Annotated in this window: 14 protein-coding genes and 1 pseudogene; 4 read left to right on the top strand and 11 right to left on the bottom strand. The window is 72.6% G+C overall.

Annotation, left to right across the window (positions count from 1 at the left end; translation table 11 throughout):
* Window positions 1-27: 27 nt before the first annotated feature.
* The 3 genes from ACZ5NH_RS04420 to ACZ5NH_RS04410 form a co-directional block, all read right to left on the bottom strand.
* Window positions 28-3,402: a pyruvate carboxylase gene (locus ACZ5NH_RS04420; protein ID WP_468772916.1), complete on the bottom strand. Its 3,375-nt coding sequence runs from the start codon at window positions 3,400-3,402 to the stop codon at window positions 28-30.
* Window positions 3,403-3,559: 157 nt separating this feature from the next.
* Window positions 3,560-4,441, bottom strand: coding sequence for a hypothetical protein (locus tag ACZ5NH_RS04415; protein WP_468772915.1), 882 nt, complete (start codon window positions 4,439-4,441; stop codon window positions 3,560-3,562).
* A gap of 133 nt (window positions 4,442-4,574) precedes the next feature.
* Window positions 4,575-4,724, bottom strand: coding sequence for a hypothetical protein (locus ACZ5NH_RS04410; RefSeq protein WP_388625666.1), 150 nt, complete (start codon window positions 4,722-4,724; stop codon window positions 4,575-4,577).
* Between the two features lie 910 nt (window positions 4,725-5,634).
* Here ACZ5NH_RS04410 and ACZ5NH_RS04405 point away from each other — a divergent pair.
* Complete coding sequence (locus tag ACZ5NH_RS04405) at window positions 5,635-6,624, top strand: aldo/keto reductase (protein ID WP_468772914.1); 990 nt, start codon at window positions 5,635-5,637, stop codon at window positions 6,622-6,624.
* Between the two features lie 537 nt (window positions 6,625-7,161).
* On the opposite strand, the gene ACZ5NH_RS04400 is transcribed toward ACZ5NH_RS04405, so the two are convergent.
* A complete protein-coding gene (locus tag ACZ5NH_RS04400) occupies window positions 7,162-7,518 on the bottom strand; it encodes a DUF6343 family protein (protein ID WP_468772913.1) in 357 nt (118 codons plus the stop codon).
* 377 nt (window positions 7,519-7,895) lie between these two features.
* Here ACZ5NH_RS04400 and ACZ5NH_RS04395 point away from each other — a divergent pair, with 377 nt between their 5' ends.
* Window positions 7,896-9,149, top strand: a complete 1,254-nt coding sequence (locus ACZ5NH_RS04395) for an MFS transporter (protein WP_468773087.1) — start codon at window positions 7,896-7,898, stop codon at window positions 9,147-9,149.
* 347 nt (window positions 9,150-9,496) lie between these two features.
* Here the strand turns inward: ACZ5NH_RS04395 and ACZ5NH_RS04390 are convergent, their stop codons facing one another.
* From ACZ5NH_RS04390 to ACZ5NH_RS04380, 3 genes are read right to left on the bottom strand one after another with little or no spacing between them, the layout of a single operon-like run.
* Window positions 9,497-10,240 (bottom strand): metallophosphoesterase family protein, encoded by a 744-nt coding sequence (locus ACZ5NH_RS04390; RefSeq protein WP_468772912.1) that lies wholly within the window; start codon window positions 10,238-10,240, stop codon window positions 9,497-9,499.
* Entirely contained in the window at window positions 10,237-10,515 is a 279-nt protein-coding gene (locus ACZ5NH_RS04385) for a hypothetical protein (protein ID WP_450983716.1), read from the bottom strand. Before ACZ5NH_RS04385 ends, ACZ5NH_RS04390 begins: the two co-directional genes overlap by 4 nt.
* A complete protein-coding gene (locus ACZ5NH_RS04380) occupies window positions 10,512-11,189 on the bottom strand; it encodes a nucleotidyltransferase family protein (protein ID WP_468772911.1) in 678 nt (225 codons plus the stop codon). Before ACZ5NH_RS04380 ends, ACZ5NH_RS04385 begins: the two co-directional genes overlap by 4 nt.
* Window positions 11,190-11,474: 285 nt before the next feature.
* Between ACZ5NH_RS04380 and ACZ5NH_RS04375 the strand changes: the two genes are divergently transcribed.
* Entirely contained in the window at window positions 11,475-12,629 is a 1,155-nt protein-coding gene (locus ACZ5NH_RS04375; protein ID WP_468772910.1) for a PP2C family protein-serine/threonine phosphatase, read from the top strand.
* A 353-nt stretch (window positions 12,630-12,982) separates the two neighbouring features.
* On the opposite strand, the gene ACZ5NH_RS04370 is transcribed toward ACZ5NH_RS04375, so the two are convergent.
* From ACZ5NH_RS04370 to ACZ5NH_RS04355, 4 genes and pseudogenes are all read right to left on the bottom strand, one after another.
* Entirely contained in the window at window positions 12,983-13,483 is a 501-nt protein-coding gene (locus ACZ5NH_RS04370; RefSeq protein WP_468772909.1) for a hypothetical protein, read from the bottom strand.
* 178 nt (window positions 13,484-13,661) lie between these two features.
* Window positions 13,662-13,871: pseudogene (locus ACZ5NH_RS04365) on the bottom strand (SRPBCC family protein); the annotation flags it as partial.
* Window positions 13,872-13,971: 100 nt separating this feature from the next.
* Window positions 13,972-14,787, bottom strand: a complete 816-nt coding sequence (locus ACZ5NH_RS04360; protein WP_468772908.1) for an SAM-dependent methyltransferase — start codon at window positions 14,785-14,787, stop codon at window positions 13,972-13,974.
* 63 nt (window positions 14,788-14,850) lie between these two features.
* Window positions 14,851-15,726 carry a helix-turn-helix domain-containing protein gene (locus tag ACZ5NH_RS04355; RefSeq protein ID WP_388625642.1) on the bottom strand — a complete coding sequence of 292 codons (876 nt, stop codon included), beginning with the start codon at window positions 15,724-15,726 and terminating at the stop codon, window positions 14,851-14,853.
* Between the two features lie 607 nt (window positions 15,727-16,333).
* On the opposite strand from ACZ5NH_RS04355, the gene ACZ5NH_RS04350 reads away from it, so the two are divergent.
* Entirely contained in the window at window positions 16,334-16,954 is a 621-nt protein-coding gene (locus tag ACZ5NH_RS04350; RefSeq protein WP_468772907.1) for an ATP-binding protein, read from the top strand.
* Window positions 16,955-16,976: the final 22 nt, after the last annotated feature.

The raw sequence follows: 16,976 nt of genomic DNA, 5'->3' as shown, positions 1-16,976 counted from the left end.
GTCCCGGCGAGCGGGTAGGCGCCGAAGTCAGGCGAGCTCCGCCAGGAGGTCGCCGCCCTCCACCTGCTGGATGCGGTTGATGGCCAGGCGGGAGACCCGGCCCGCCTTCGGAGCCGTGATGGTGGCCTCCATCTTCATCGCCTCGATCGTGGCGACGGTGGCACCGGCGGCGACCTCGTCGCCCTCGGCCACCGCCAGGGTCACCACACCGGCGAAGGGCGCCGCCACATGCCCGGGGTTGGCGCGGTCGGCCTTCTCCGTCACCGGCACGTCCGAGGCCGCGGCGCGGTCGCGGACCTGGATGGGCCGCAGCTGGCCGTTGAGCGTGGACATCACCGTGCGCATGCCACGCTCGTCCGCCTCTCCGATCGCCTGCAGCTCGATCAGCAGCCGGACGCCGGGCTCCAGGTCGACGGCGTACTCCTTGGCCGGACGCAGCCCGTAGAAGAACGCCTTGCTGTCCAGCACGCTGGTGTCGCCGAAGGACTGCCGGTGGGTGTCGAACTCCCGCGTCGGGCCCGGGAACAGCAGCCGGTTGAGAGTTGCCCGGCGGTCCTTTGCGAGGCCCTCGCGATCGTCGGCGGACAGCTCGGGCGCCGGCTTGGGCGTGGCCCGGCCCTGCAGCGCCTTGGTGCGGAACGGCTCGGGCCAGCCGCCGGGCGGGGTGCCCAGGTCGCCGCGCAGGAAGCCGATCACCGAGTCCGGGATGTCGAACCTCTCGGGCGTCTCCTCGAAGTCCTTCGGGGAGACACCGGCGCCGACCAGGTGCAGGGCGAGGTCGCCGACCACCTTGGAGGACGGAGTGACCTTGACCAGGCGGCCCAGGATGCGGTCGGCGGCGGCGTACATGGCCTCGATGTCCTCGAAGCGGTCGCCGAGGCCGAGGGCTACGGCCTGGGTGCGCAGGTTGGACAGCTGGCCGCCGGGGATCTCGTGGTGGTAGACGCGGCCGGTCGGGGAGGCGAGGCCCGCCTCGAACGGGGCGTAGATCTTGCGGACGCCCTCCCAGTACGGCTCCAGGTCGCCGACAGCCTGCAGGTCGAGCCCGGTGGGACGGTCGGAGTGGTCGGTGGCGGCCACCAGTGCCGACAGCGACGGCTGGGAGGTCGTACCGGCCATGGAGGCGACCGCGCCGTCCACGGCGTCGGCGCCCGCCTGGATCGCGGCGAGGTAGGTGGCGAGCTGACCGCCGGCCGTGTCGTGCGTGTGCAGATGCACGGGCAGATCGAACTCGCGGCGCAGCGCGGAGACGAGCTTGGCGGCGGCCGGGGCGCGCAGCAGTCCGGCCATGTCCTTGACCGCGAGGACGTGGGCGCCGGCCTCGACGATCTGCTCGGCCAGGCGCAGGTAGTAGTCGAGCGTGTACAGCCGCTCGGCGGGGTCGCCCAGGTCGGCGGTGTAGCAGAGGGCGACCTCGGCGATCGCGGTGCCGGTCTCGCGTACGGCGTCGATGGCGGGGCGCATCTGGCCGACGTCGTTGAGGGCGTCGAAGATGCGGAAGATGTCGATGCCGGTGGCGGCAGCCTCCTGCACGAAGGCGTCGGTCACCTCGGTGGGGTACGGCGTGTAGCCGACGGTGTTGCGGCCGCGCAGCAGCATCTGCAAGCAGATGTTGGGGACGGCCTCGCGCAGGGCGGCCAGCCGCTCCCAGGGGTCCTCGGCGAGGAAGCGCAGGGCGACGTCGTAGGTGGCGCCGCCCCAGCACTCCAGGGACAGCAGCTGCGGCAGGGTGCGGGCGACGACCGGGGCGACGGCGAGGAGGTCCTTGGTGCGCACGCGGGTGGCGAGCAGGGACTGGTGGGCGTCGCGGAAGGTGGTGTCGGTGACACCGATGGTCGGCGACTCACGCAGCCGGCGGGCGAAGCCCTCGGGGCCGAGGTCGACCAGCAGCTGGCGGGAGCCCGCGGGCGGTTCGCCGGCCGGCAGCGGCGGCAGCTTGGTGACCGGGTCGAGCAGGTCGGGGCGCTCGCCGTGCGGCTTGTTGACGGTCACGTCGGCGAGGTAGGTGAGCAGCTTGGTGCCGCGGTCGGCGGAGGAGCGGGCGGTGAGCAGGTGGGGGCGCTGCTCGATGAAGGAGGTGGTCACCCGGCCCGCCTGGAAGTCCGGGTCGTCCAGGACGGCCTGCAGGAACGGGATGTTGGTGGCCACACCGCGGATGCGGAACTCGGCCACGGCACGCCGGGCGCGTCCGACGGCCGCCTTGAAGTCCCGGCCGCGGCAGGTGAGTTTGACCAGCATCGAGTCGAAGTGCGCGCTGATCTCCGTACCGGCGTGGGTGGTTCCGCCGTCCAGGCGGATGCCGGAGCCACCCGGGGAGCGGTAGGCGCTGATCCGGCCGGTGTCCGGGCGGAAGCCGTTGGCGGGGTCCTCGGTGGTGATACGGCACTGCAGGGCCGCGCCGCGCAGGGTGATGGTGTCCTGGGCGAGACCGAGGTCGGCGAGGGTCTCGCCGGAGGCGATCCGCAGCTGGGCCTGGACGAGGTCCACGTCCGTGACTTCCTCCGTCACGGTGTGCTCGACCTGGATGCGCGGGTTCATCTCGATGAAGACGTGGTTGCCCGCGGGGTCGAGGAGGAACTCGACGGTGCCCGCGTTGCGGTAGCCGATCTCCCGCGCGAAGCGCACCGCGTCGTCGCAGATCCGCGCCCGCACCTCGGGGTCGAGGTTGGGAGCGGGGGCCAGCTCGATGACCTTCTGGTGGCGGCGCTGGAGGGAGCAGTCGCGCTCGTAGAGGTGGATGACGTTGCCCTCGCCGTCGGCGAGGATCTGCACCTCGATGTGGCGCGGGTTGACGACGGCCTTCTCCAGGAAGACGGTCGGGTCGCCGAACGCGGCGTCGGCCTCGCGGGACGCGGCCTCGATGGACTCGCGCAGCAGGGCGGGGTCCTCCACGCGGCGCATGCCGCGCCCGCCGCCGCCCGCGACCGCCTTGACGAAGACGGGGAAGCCGATCTCCTCGGCGGCGCGCACCAGTTCGTCCACGTCGTTGGAGGGCTGGGACGAGCCGAGCACGGGCACGCCGGCCGCGCGGGCGGCGGCGACCGCGCGGGCCTTGTTGCCGGTCAGCTCCAGCGTGGCCGCGCTCGGGCCGACGAAGGTGATGCCCGCCTCCTCGCAGGCGCGGGCCAGTTCCGGGTTCTCGGACAGGAAGCCGTAGCCCGGGTAGACGGCGTCGGCACCGGCCCGGCGGGCGGCGCCCACGATCTCCTCGACGGAGAGATACGCCCGCACCGGATGCCCCGGCTCGCCGATCTCGTACGCCTCGTCGGCCTTCAGCCGGTGCAGTGAGTTGCGGTCTTCGTGCGGGAACACGGCGACGGTACGCGCGCCGAGTTCGTAGCCCGCCCGGAACGCGCGGATCGCGATCTCTCCACGGTTGGCGACCAGCACCTTGCGGAACATCCTGGATTCCCTTCAGCTGCCTGCCGGCGACGAACACCATGGTGTCAGCCACGCCCTGCGGTACTTCGCGGCAACCTTAGGGGGTGGCCGCGTGTGTGGACGTGCGAAAACCATCACATCGACGGGGTGGGCAGCGCCACAGGCACACGCGATGGAATCAGCACTCCAGGGAGGTCATCGCGGTGTCCTCCGACCGTTCCTGCGACGCTGCCCGCGACCGTTCGGCGCTCGCCTGTACCGGCACGGTCCGGGGCGGTGCGGACGCGGGGGTCACGGGGGGTTCCGTGGGCGCGGGTCCGCGGTCCCGGACAGGCAGCAGGGACCCCAGACGGGCCCGCAGTCGTGCGCGGCGGCCGTGCAGCAGGCCGAGGACGATCGCCGAGGCCACCGCGATCAGGTGCTCACGGCCGGCCAGGTTGGGCACGGCGATGGACTCCCACACCATCGAGCCGCCGGTCAGGGTGAACACCACGGGCGCGCGTTTGACCACCGAGAGATAGGTGAACAGGCCGACGACGGCCGCCGAGGGTCCGGTGTCGAGCACCCCGGCGTACGTGTGCGGCAGCCCGAAGCCCCACCAGCCGGGACCCAGCGCGATCATCACGCGGGCGGTGAGCGTGCCGGCCACGGTGGTGGCGTAGGAGATCGCCAGCGTCCGGCCCCGGCCCAGGGCCAGTTCGGCCCAGGCGAAGGCGAGGAACAGCTGGGTGATGCCCGCCCACACGGGCAGGTCGAGCGCCGGGACGTACAGAGACACGGGCGTGCGCAGCAGCGACAGCCACAGGGGCAGGTCGGCTCTTACACCGCCGAGCCGCGTCACCCATACCGCGCCGAGCGGATGCTGGGCGATCGCGTGGAAGAAGATGACGCCGAACGCGGCGACGAAGGCCAGCAGCAGCCCGGACAGTCCGCGCCGCATGAGCCGCCGCACGGGTTCGACAACGATGGCGTGCCACTCGCCCCGCAGCGTGCGCCCGGTGAAGCGGGCGAGCCGTGCGAGGAGCGGGCGGCACCACTCGATGCGCGCTTCAGTCGTCATGAGACACGGCAGCCCATCGCCTTCGGCTCCCCCGTCATGTCCATCGCCCCCTTCACCCCGGTCCCGGTATTCCGGCCTCGGGGCGCTTTTTCGTGATCCACCCGTTTCAACCGTCATCGTAGAGATGTACGGATCAAGTGCCGGTGCTGACTTCGACGCGGGCGGCGGGGCGGGCGCGGGGGTTGTGGTGCAGGGCCGGGTGGTGCGGGCGGCCGCCGCCGACGCCGGCCGCCGTCCGGAACTCGTCGATCACCTGCTGGTCGCGCCGCTGCCGTTCCGACATGCGCCCGGTCCCTCCCCCGGTGTGGGCCTCTGTGGTGGTGAGACCCGATCGGTGACAGTTCAGCGAGCCGGGAGGCAAGCGTCAAGATCCTTTACGGACGGACAGGGGTGTGGGAAGACCCACAGGCCCACAGCGGCGGAATCCGGGCCCTGGAGGCAACCTTCACCCCCTCGGATCCGTCCTCCCATGCAGGCCCCTTGAACGGCTCGGCGCGGCGCGGGCCCGAAGCGCGCGAGTCGTTCTCTTCGCGGTCAACGCGCGGGTACGGCCGCTCAGTTCATGGAGCGCGGAACCTTGCTGACGGTGTCGTTCCGGCCGTCCGCGCGCGGCGGCACGGGTGTGCTGATGCTCGTCCCGCGGGACATCCTCACCGACCCCTCGAGGCCGCTGCCGCTGCCGCGCACCGCCGCGCCGGCCGAGGCTCCGGCCGCCGTGGCGGCCGCCCCGGTCCACGGGCCCGCCGCCCCGCCGGAGGGGGCCCGGCCGGCCTCCCCGGGCGCCGCCCGGCCGCGCCCTCGCCGAAGCCGAACGTTTCCGCTCGGCGCCCCCCTCCGGCGGGCCACGGCCCACGCCCGGCACCGACGCCGGCAAGGCCCGCGCCGCCCGCTTCAACAGCTTCCGCAAGGCGGTCCGCCCACCCCGACCTCACACGTCCTGATCCGCTTCGCCACCGAGGACGTGCCGGTCGGCGGCAAGACCATCCCGGCCGGGGACGCGCCCACACGGTGGTCAACCAGAACGACCTGTTCGAGTTGCCGGTGCGGCTGGATTCCTGGTCGCGCTCGGAGCGTTGCTTGACTTGGAGAGCGCTCCAACTCGTAGCGTCGCAGACGTACGGCACGCGGGTGTGCGCATCCGTGTGCCGTACGGAGCGACCATCGAGTGTGTGCAGGAGAGGCTGGGACATCACATGCAGAAGCGCAGTCTGCGGGATCTCGAAGTATCGGCTCTCGGCCTTGGCTGTATGGGCATGTCCGCCTTCTACGGCTCCGCCGACCAGGAGGAGGCCATCGCGACCATCCGGCGGGCCCTCGAACTGGGGATCAACTTCCTCGACACCGCGCAGGTGTACGGGCCGCTGACCAACGAGTCGCTGGTCGGCGAGGCGATCCGGGGGCACCGCGACGAGTATGTGCTCGCAACCAAGTTCAACTACCGGATGGACGACGCCGTGCCCGGCGACATGTCGACCGTCGGCCGGCAGGACGGCTCCGCCGAGCACGTCCGTGAGTCGGTCCACGGCTCGCTGCAGCGGCTGGGCACCGACCACATCGACCTGTACTACCAGCACCGGGTCGACCCGAACGTGCCCATCGAGGAGACGGTCGGCGCGCTGGGCGAGCTGGTCGCCGAGGGCAAGGTGCGGCACATCGGGCTGAGCGAGGCGAGCGCGGAGACCATCCGGCGGGCGCACGCGGTGCACCCGATCACCGCCGTCCAGAGCGAGTACTCGCTGTGGACGCGCGATGTGGAGGCCGAGGTGCTGCCGGCCTGCCGGGAGCTCGGCATCGGCTTCGTGCCGTACTCCCCGCTCGGCCGCGGCTTCCTCGCCGGCCGCTTCACGTCGCCGGACGAGCTGGACGAGAACGACTTCCGGCGCAACAACCCGCGCTTCACGGACGCCAATCTGGAGGCGAACCTGCGGCTGGCGGCGAAGGTGAAGGAGATCGCCGCCGAGAAGGACGTGACGCCTGCCCAGTTGGCCATCGCCTGGGTGCTGGCCCAGGGTGAGGACCTGGTGCCGATCCCTGGCACCAAGCGGCGCACCTACCTGGAGCAGAACGCTGCCGCAGTCGGCATCGAGCTGACCAAGGAGGACCTGGCCCGCATCGACGCGGAGCTGCCCGAGGTGGCGGGCGAGCGGTACGACGAGGCGGGGATGCGCGCGGTCAATCGCTGAGCGCCTCAGGAGGTGCAAGGGGTCTGCCATCCGGTGACTGCAGGTCCGTCGTGGTTGTTCGCGCCCGCGCGGTAGCCGCATATCCGGGACGGGGCTTGCCCGCCACCCGCAGCGGTAGGGCGCAGGCGATCAGGTGGGCCTGCGGACCCTCGACGGGTTCGTGTGCCGCCCGGCAGGCGGCCCTCGGACGTATCCCCGCGGCGCCCGGTTCGGCCGGAAGCCGGAACCGCTGACGCCAGTCCGCCGAGAGGACACACCGGGGGGCCCGGCACGGCCGGAAGCCGAAACCACGGACGGCAGCCCGCCGAGAGGACGCACCGCCCAGCTCCGGCACAGCCGGGATCCCAGGATCGCAAACACCAGTCCGCCGAAAGGACGCACCACCCAGATCCGGCACAGCCGGGGACCCAGGACCTCAGACGCCAGTCCGCCGAGAGGACGCAGCGGCGGGCCCGGATCACCGGTGGCGGCTGGGGCGCGCCCCGTCTGTGGTCCTCAGGTGCGCGCGTGCTGAGGGTGCTCGTGAGCACGCCCCGCTCACCGGCGAGGGCCCGGACCCGCGGCGTCCACGCCCCGCTCCCGCCGCCTGCGCGCCGTCACCACCGCGAGATCCAGCGCCGCTGCCAGCGTGAGGACACCGCACACCACCGCGAGGGCGGTCAGCGGACCGCTGCCCGGGCCGGCGCCGGGACCCGAGTGCGCCGCCCAGACGGCGAAGCCGGCCGTCGCCGCGGCGAACAGCGGCAGGAAGACGGCGGACAGCAGCTGGCGCAGCCGAAGTGCGCTGCGGGCGGTGGCCGGTTCGGTGCCGGTGCGCGGAAAGCGGTGACCGAACGCTCCGGAGCGTGACCGGGGCTCCGGTGGCGCTGTGCGTCCGTGGTGTTCGTCACGCATAAGGGCCTCCTTCGGCGGGACGTCACGGTGTGCTGCCGACCGCGCAGCCCGCACTCGCGCTCGGACAAACCGGGGCCTGTGAGGAACCCCACGCCGGGCTCAAATGCCCTACCTGCCCGGGGCTTTGGCCCTCCCGACAGCCCCTCGGCAGAGACCTCGCCGACCACTGTGCCCTCCCGTCTGCCACGATGGGCTGGCGCCCTGACCGGGCGGCCCGGCCGCGCAGTGCAGCCGGCTCGACGGGTTCCGCCGGTCTCTCCCCGACTCCCTTGGTTGTCGAGTACCCCCCTGTGTCTGCTGCCCCTGCCCAGCCCACGGCCGTGCCCAGTTCCGCGCCCGTCTCCCGCTCGCCGTGGCGGTCCTTGCGACACCGCAGCATGCGCTGGTGGTCGGCCGCGAACTTCGTGTCGAACGCCGGCACCTGGATGCAGCTCACCGTGCAGAACCTGCTCGTGCTGCACATCACCGGTTCCGCCGCGGCGACCGGCCTGTCGATCTCCGTGCAGGCGGCGCCCGCACTGTTCGTGAGCCTGCTCGGCGGCGCGGCCGTGGACCGCTGGCCCCGGAAGCTGACGGTCGCGGTGAGCCAGACGCTGCTCGGCGCCGTCGCGTTCACCACGGCGCTGCTGGTGGCGCTGGACCGGATCGACATGACCACGCTGCTGGTGCTGGCCGCCGTGACCGGCATCATCGCCACTGTCGACGGGCCGGCGTGCGCGCTGCTCGGCAATGATCTGGTGCCCCGCGAGGACGTGCCGTCGGCGATCGGTGTGGGTGCCCTCGTGCACAGCGCGGGGCGGCTGGCCGGCACCGCGCTCGCCGGTGTGGCCGTCGGGTTCGTCGGCACGGGCGCCGCGTACGCCGCCAACGGGCTGTCCTTCCTGTTCGTGGCCTCGGTCGTGCCCTTCCTGCGGCCCGTCCACGGAGCGGTGCGGGAGCCGGCGGCCGAGCCGCAGACGGCCCCCGCCCCGGCACAGGCGGAGATGAGCGTGCGCGACGGCCTGCGGTTCTTCGTGCGCCGGCCCCGTCTGATGGCCCTCGCCGGAATCACCGGGATCAGCTCGGTCTTCGGCCGCAACTACGGCCTCACCCTCGCCGTCCTCGTCACCGGCCCGCTCGCGGGCGGCGCCGGTTCGTTCGGCACCGTCTCCACGGTGCTCGCGGTCGGCGGCATCATCGGCGCGATCCTCGGCGCCCGGCTCCGCAAGCCCTCCGTACGGGTCGTGGGGCTGCTCGCGGCGGCGGGCGCCCTCCTCCAGGTCGTCGCGGGCCTGTCGCCCTCGCTGGCCGTGCTGATGGTGCTGGTGCTGCCCATGGCCGTGGTGGAGTCCGTCTCCGACACCGCGGGGACGGCCGTCCTGCAGACCGACCCGCCGGCCCATCTGCGCGGCCGGGTGCTCGGGGTGTGGAGCAGCATCGGCACCGTGTGGAGCCTCGGCGGGCCGCCCCTGCTGGGCCTGCTCATGGAGTGGGCGGGCGCACGCGGCGCCCTGATCGCCGGTGGTCTCCTCATCGCCGGGTCGATCGGCGCGGGCCTGCTGGTCCGGCGGCGGGGTGGGCTGGTGCCGGTGACCGTGCCCGCGAAGGACGGCGACATGACCGCCCGGGAGGCTCTGGGCACGTGCGCCTGACCCTCCCAGAGTCGCCTGGGTACGGCTCCCTGACCGGCCCGAAGACACCGGCCACGGACCCCTGACCAGCCCAGAGACACTGGGCACGACCCCTGACCAGCCGCAAGCGCCCAATCCGGCTCCCACACCAGCCCGGAGACACCGCCCACGGCCCCCTGACCAGCCCAGAGACGCTGGGCACGGCCCCTGACCAGCCGGAAGCCCCGAATCCGGCTGCCACACCGGCCCGAAGACACCGGCCACGCCCCCCGACCAGCCCAGAGACACGCGCTCGGCCCCGCCCCCGACAAGGCAGGAAACGCGCTGCACGCACCCGGACGGACCAGGAAGCGGGCGGTCCGCCCGGCTCACCCCGGCGCGTCCTCCTCGTGGCCCGGCAGGTTGTACACGTGGAAGGCCTGGCCGATGACCGGCTGGGCCACGTTCCGTACGCGAACGCCGCCGCTGGTCATGCCGTGCTCGGTGCCCGCGTGGGCATGGCCGTGGACGGCGAGGTCGGCGCCGGCGGTGTCGATCGCCTCCGCGAGCAGATAGCTGCCGAGGAACGGATAGATCTCCTGCGGCTCCCCGGCCAGGGTGTCCGGAACGGGCGAGAAGTGGGTCAGGGCGATCCGGACGTCGCAGTTCCGGTCGGCCAGGTCCTTCAGGGCCGCGTGCAGACTGTCGGCGCACCGACGGCTGTAGCGGACGAACTCCTTCATGAGGGGTTCGCCGAACTCCCCGGCACAGCGTCCGACGAATCCGCCGCCGAAGCCCTTGGTCCCGGCGACCCCGATCCGGGTCCCGCCGTTGCCCACCACGGCGGCCTCTCCCTCCAGGACGTGGGCCCCGGCGTCCCGCAGGATCATGCTGACCTCCTCGGGCCGTTCGTCGTGGTGGTCGTGGTTGCCCAGGACGGCGACGACCGGCACCCCGAGGTCCTTGATCTCCCGTGCGACGACGGCGGCCTCCTCGGTCGTACCGTGCCGGGTGAGGTCCCCGGCGAGCAGCAGGACGTCGGCGCACTCGCGCAGCGTCTCGAAGGAGGAGCGCAGCGTGCCCTGGCTCTCGGGGCTCATGTGGATGTCCCCGACGGCCGCGACGCGGATCATGTCAGGTCCTCTCCGTGGTCGGGCGAGGAGGTCCCGGCGACGAGGATGTCGCAGTGGACGGGGTGCCCCGCCAGTTCTTCGCGGGCCATGTGGCAGATGTCGTCCCGGCACTGGCTGGACGGCACGGTGCCGGTCAGCAGAATAGCGTCGCCGCGCAGCTCCAGCCGTACGCCGAGCTCTCCGAGGTCCCCGGTGGCCAGGCGCTCGGCGAGATGGGCGACGCGGTAGTCCAGGTTGCCGGCCGCCGACGGGGGCGGCGGGCTCGTGTCGGTCATGGCTGCCCCTCCTGGGGGTCGATCACGTTCAGCCGTTCGAGGAGGAAGAGGAAGGCGGCCGGCATGGGCTGATCGCCGCAGGCCACCCGGAGCGCGTCCCAGTCGACCTTCTCGCGGACGGCGCGGGCCACCGGCAGGACGGCCCCGAAATCGCAGTAGTGCTCGGAGAAGGCGCTGATCAGGCTGTGGATCAGATCGGTCGGGGAGAGGACGGGCATCAGCACCGAGTCGACCGGCAGGACATGGGCGCGATCCAGCATCTCCTCCGTCACGGGCTGGTGCGCGAGGGCGAAGATGATGTCGATGTTCTGCCCACGGCAGGTGGTCTTCAGCAGCCAGTCCTCGGGCGGTGTCCGGATGGGCAGGCCGGCCTCGCGCAGGGACGCGGCCACCGCCTCGGCGTCGTCGGGCAGCACGCAGAAGTCGGCGTCGTGCTGGAGGTAGCGGCTGCCGCCGTGGGCGTAGACGGCCACGCTGCCGGCGAGCGCGAAGCGGTGGCCGGCGCGTTTGAGCAGGGCGCCGATCTGCTTGGCGGCCTCCAGGATCGCCTGGCTGCGGTCCTGCGGCAGGTCCGGTCCGGGCGTGGCGGGCTGGTCCGGTCCGCCCGCGGCGAGGCGCAGCTCGGTGACCTCCGGGCGCCGGAGGGGAGCGGCGTCCTCCCCGTTGTGCGTCATGGCATCTCCGTTCGCGGCCCCTAGGCCCCGGGTCGGCTGCGGACCCAGGGGCGTACGGGTACCCGGCGCGATCGCACCGACACGGCGCACGGTCGGGCGGGTTCACGGCGGCTCGCCCGCCCCGGCCGGCGCCAGGGTGGCGGGGTCGCGGATCGCCCTGCACCGTGGCGACCGCCGGCGTGCTCAGCACGCCGAGGCCGGTGAGCGTGCCCCGCCGGACGCCGTCTCGTCGGCCTGCGGCCGCACGGGCGTGCATCGTCTGCGGGCCGGGAGCACGCTGGAAGGATGACCCCCTGGCTCAGAGCGGGCCCGCGGCAGCCGTGGCAGTCGGTGCACGCTCTGCTGTTGCTCCCGGTTGCCCTCATCGTGGTGATCACGGTGGTGGACATGCAGGCCCCCACCAGTATCCACCTGGGCCCGGCGCTGGTGATCGCGCCCGCGATCACCCCTTCCTTCGCCGGGCCCCGGACCACGGCGGCCGTCGGGGGGCTGGCACTCGCCGCGCAGACCCTGATCGGCTTCACCCACGGCGGGATCGGCACCACGAACCACATCGTGCAGATCATCACCCTCGCGGTGCTGACGGTGACGCTGGTGGTCTACAGCGCGCTGCGGGAGCGCCGGCAGGCCCAGCTGGCCCAGGTCCGCACGGTCGCCGAGGCCGCACAGCACGTGCTGATGTGGCCGCTGCCCGAGCAGATCGGCCCGCTGCGGATCGCCTCGCTGTATCTGGCGGCGGAGGACGAGGCGCAGATCGGCGGCGACCTGTACGCGGCGACCCGGTGCGACGGCGCGGTACGGGTCCTGATCGGTGACGTGCGCGGCAAGGGGCTGCCCGCGATCGGCGAGGCCGCGCTGCTGCTCGGCGCCTTCCGGGAGAGCGCCCACCGGCACATCCCGCTCGAGGAACTGGCCGATCTGCTGGAGCAGAGCGTCACTCGTTACGCGGCGGATCTGGACCCGCCGGAGGAGGCGGGCGAGCGGTTCGCCACCGCGCTGCTGGTGGAGATCCCGGACCGGGATCCGGTGACCCGGATGACCAGCTGCGGCCATCCGCCGCCGCTGCTGCTGAGCCCCGGCCACGCCGTCACGGTCCCGAGCCTGCACCCCTCCCCTCCGCTCGGGGTGCACAGCTGCAACAGCGAGCACACGCTGGACGTCTTCTCCTTCGAGCCCGGTGACACCCTGCTGCTGTACACCGACGGCGTGGTGGAGGCCCGGGACGCCCGCGGCCGGTTCTATCCGCTCACCGAGCGGGCCGCGCTCTGGACCGACGACGCCCCTGAGGCGCTGATGCACCATGTGCGACGCGACCTGCTGGCCCATGCCGGTGGCCGGCTGGACGACGACGCCGCGCTCATCGCGCTGCACCGCACGACGGTCGACCGACGCCGCCACCACGGCCGGGTCGCCGGCGCGAACGGCTTCCGGTACGGGTGAGGGCGGGCGGCACCTGCCGGAAGGCCGGGGACGCTCGAAGGCCGTGCGCGCTCAGAACCCGTCCACGCTCCACTCCTGCACATCGGCCCCGCTCTTCGTCCACGGCGTCAGCCAGGTGCCGTCGGCGAGCGAGTTGCCCTTCGGGGTGACCGCCTTGCGAGCCGGTTGGTGATCGTGTTGCCGTCCGGGCCGAAAAGCGGGCCCAGCGCTGGCTCTCGGCCCCGGTGCAGTGCCGGACGGCGCACAGGTTGGCCACTGCGGACGCACGGCCGCCCGGTTCAACTGCCCTTGCCGTCACGGCAGGCGTGGGCCCCGCCCCGAGTGGGGGCGGGGCGGGACCGCACGCCCCCCGGTCAGCGGACCGACTTGAGGTCGGTGATCTTCAGGGTCTTCAGGTCGGACTGCACGTCGATCCGGCTGACCTCGGCGTGCGGCCCATCGCTCCAGGTGAGCGTGACCCGGCTGGTGGCGTGGCCGGCGCCGGAGCCGGTGTAGGTCACCTTCCACTTCACCGGCACGTTCTGCGCGAAGAGGATGCCGTCGGCGTGCTCCTTCTTCTCGAAGGCGGCGACCTTCTTCTGTGCGGCGGCGGAGAGGTAGAAGGCCCGCAGCGCCTTGGCCGCGTCACCGGCGGACTTGTCGTCTGTGGACCAGACGGCGTCGATGTAGGCGCCGTAGAAGTCGGCCACGTGCTGGGTGACATTGCGCGGGTCGCCCTGGGCGGAGGACACGCCGGCGGCACGGGTGGTGCGGCTCGCGCCGGTGCCCGCGAGGGCGGGGGTCACGGCGGCCAGCGTGAGGCCGCCGGTGAGGGCGACGGCGGTGACTATGATCTTGCGACTGCGGACGGACATAGGTCTTATTCCCCCGGTTTCGGTACGACCGGACTGATCCCGGCCGTCGACGGACTTTAAGACCTCATTTCCCTCGCACCGGTTCCGCTTTCTCTCGGCTTTTTCCCACTCCGGACCCGGAACATGAGGCAGTCGGATGGTTGTGCCGAATTCCGGTCGCCTTTCAGCGTCCTTTCGGTCATTCCGCCACGGACGGCCGGCGGGCGTGCGGTCCCTCGACGAGCCGGGCGAGGTTGTCGAGGGCCATGCGGGTGCCCAGTTCGTTGTCCTCGCGGGGGATGTCGTCGGGGATGCCCGTGGCGGACGGGTCGTCGTAGCTCAGGGAGACCCGGAAGGTACCGCCCTCCCGGGCGTCGAAGGTATGGACGCGGGCGGTCATACCGGCCGGCGTACCGCCGCCCCGCCGTACGAAAGGGGTGGCGGGGCCGGGGTCCGGGAGGTGGGTGCGGACCCCGGCCCCTGGTCTGTCGAGGCCTGAAATCGGAGTGTCAGGGCTTGCGGGCGACCGCGCCGTACATCGCGATGTCCTCGTCGCGGATGTCCCGCTCTCCGGTGCCGTCGGGGTGCCACTTGTGGACCTGAACGATGCCCGGCTCGACCAGCTGAAGGCCCTCGAAGAACTCATGGGCCTCATCGATCGTGCGCAGCCGCATCGGCATGTTGCGGGCCGCGTACTCACGGGCGACCCGGCCCACCTCCGCGGGGGCGAACTCGGCGGTGCCGATGGACATCGCCAGATGGCTGCCCGAGGGCAGCGGCTCCAGCAGCCGGCGTACGACACCGACCGCGTCGTCCGCGTCGAGCATGAAGTGGACGATGGCGATGACGGTGAGCGCGACGGGCTTGTCCAGGTCCAGGGTCTCGCGCAGCTCAGGGGCGTCCAGGATGGCCGCCGGGTCTCGGAAGTCGGCCTCGATGTACGAGGTACGGCCCTCGGGCGCGCTGGCCAGCAGGCCCTGCGAGAGGCTGAGGACGATCGGGTCGTTGTCGACGTAGACGACCCGGGACTCGGGCGCCACGGCCTGGGCGATCTCGTGCAGGTTGGGCGAGGTGGGGATGCCGGTGCCGATGTCCAGGAACTGGCGCATGCCCGCCTCCTGGGCGAGCCAGCGCACGGCGCGGTTCATCCAGTCGCGGTTGGCGCGCATGTGGACCGGGAGCGCGGGCCACTCCCGGGACATGGCGTCACCGGCCTCCTGGTCGGCGGGGTAGTAGTCCTTGCCGCCGAGGATGTAGTCGTAGATGCGGGCGGAGTGGGCGTTCTCGGTGTCGATGCGGTCGGCCGGCCATCCGTTGTCGGGCAACGCCGTGTCTCCATTCGGTCGAGGGGTCAGGTTCTCGCGTACAGGGGGCGGTGCGGGCGTGCGTCACAACTCCCTGCGGATCGCGGCGAGCAGGGCCTCGGTCTTCCTGGCGGGCGCGGCCTGGGCGCCGAGCCGGTCCAGCGCCTCCCGGTACACCACGACGTCGTCGGCCTTGTCGAGGTAGACGGCCCCGACCAGGCCGTTGAGGTACACGATGTCGGGCAGTTCGCGGGCCCTGAACCGGAAGAGATGGTAGGCGCCCGCCCGCATCGCCGGGTGCGGTCCGTTGGCGAACGGCATGAGCTGCAGGGTCACGTGGGGCAGCCGGTTGATCTCGACGAGGTGATCGATCTGCGCCCGCATCACCGCCGGTCCGCCGACCGGCCAGCGCAGCGCCGTCTCGTCCATCACCACCCACACCCGCGGCGGCGCTTCGCGGGCCAGCAGCTCCTGGCGGCGCATGCGCAGCGCGACCCGGCGCTCGGTGGCCTCGGCGGAGGCGTGCGGACTGTCCGCGGCGATCAGGGCGCGGGCATAGTCCTCGGTCTGCAACAGGCCGTGCACGAACTGGTTCTCGTATGCGCGGATCTGCAACGCGGCCTGTTCCAGGCTGAGATAGGCGGCGAACCAGTCGGGCATCACATCGCGGTAGGTGTGCCACCAGCCGCGCTTGTTGGCCTCGCGCACGGACTTCAGGAAGGTGTCGATCTCGTCCCGGTCGGCGACGCCGTAGACCTGGAGCAGCTTCTCGGCGTCCGCGAGACGCAGCCGGGCCACCTTGGCGGCCTCCATGCGGCGGATGGTGGAGTGGCTGACGCCGATGGCGGTGCCCGCCTCGGCGTAGCTGAGGCCGGCCCGGGTCCGCAGCTCCTCCAGTTGCCGGCCGAGGATCATGCGCAGGACGGAGGGGGCGCCGCCCCAGTCGGTCTCCGCGGTCATGCCCCACACCCCCTCACCAGGTCAAGGGACACCGTCACACACGGTCGCTCTCCCGGGCCCATTCGATCACGTTCTGGCCGGAGCAGCATGCACTTCGCCACTTGCAAATTTCAACTTGCTGGTTGCGGACCGTTGTTGGGCGATGCGAGAGTGGATTCACTGCTCCGGCCGACCGAAGGAGCAGGCGGCGCGGCCTGGTTGGGGGAGACCAGGGCCGCATCACGGCCTCGCGGGAGCCGTGTCGTCCGCTGCGCACGGTCGGCCTGACACCGCAACCCCCCATGCGAGGCCGGACGAAAGGCGCACGGCGATGGCTCCGCCCTCCCTCCCCCGACCGCTCCACCACCGACCCGAGAACCGGAGCGCCGCCCAGGCACCCCTGCCTCCCGGCCCGTCCCGCCTGTCGGCGTTACCCCGCCAGAACGGTTACGGGGACCGCCCGGACGCCACCGCTGACCGCCCACACCCGATGCCGAACGACGCGGGCGGGTCGGATACGGACCAGCCGCACCCATCGCTTGACAGCGCAAACCAGCCAACCCGAATCCTGGACGGCACGGACCAGTCACGCCCGGCGCCGGAGAGCGCGGAACGGCGGGGCGGCCGGGTGGACGCCGTTGAGGAACCGCTCCGGCGCACGGACACGGCGGACGTCCCGGACCGGGCCACGGACGACTCCGAGGCGGGCCCACACCCCGTCCCGGGCCCCCTGAAGCACCCGTACCGGCCGCCGATCGGGGCCGGTGTCCCGAGACCACCCGGAGGCGGGCGCCTCGGTCGACTCCCTGGGCCCCTCGGCCCCGACCGGCTCGCCTCCGGGGACCCGCTCCCCCGCCGCGCCGCCGCGTTCGACCTGCCCGCGCAGCCGGCGGCCGTCGGCACGGCCCGGCGTGTCGTACAGGACCTGCTGACCGCCTGGGGCATCCCCGACGGCCCCCGGGACGACGCGGTCCTGGTGACCTCGGAGCTGGTCACGAACGCCCTCGTGCACACGGCCGGCGAGCGGATCACCTGCCGGCTGCACGGTACGTCCGACCGGATACGGATCGAGGTCGAGGACCGAAACGGCGGCCCCACACTGCCAGCCGCGCTCCGCCCCGGACCCGACGACCAGCACGGGCGCGGGCTCTTGCTGGTCGACACGCTGAGCCGGGACTGGGGCGTGACGCCGGTGTCCGGCCGGCCCGCCCGAGTCGTCTGGGCCGAGCTGCCGTCCGACCACGGCTGACGCCAGGCCCGCCGCACCCCCC

The sequence above is a fragment of the Streptomyces sp. NPDC031426 genome, from assembly GCF_055581585.1.
The sequence above is the reverse complement of the archived record's forward strand: the minus strand, read 5'-3'. Positions and strand labels throughout refer to the sequence as shown.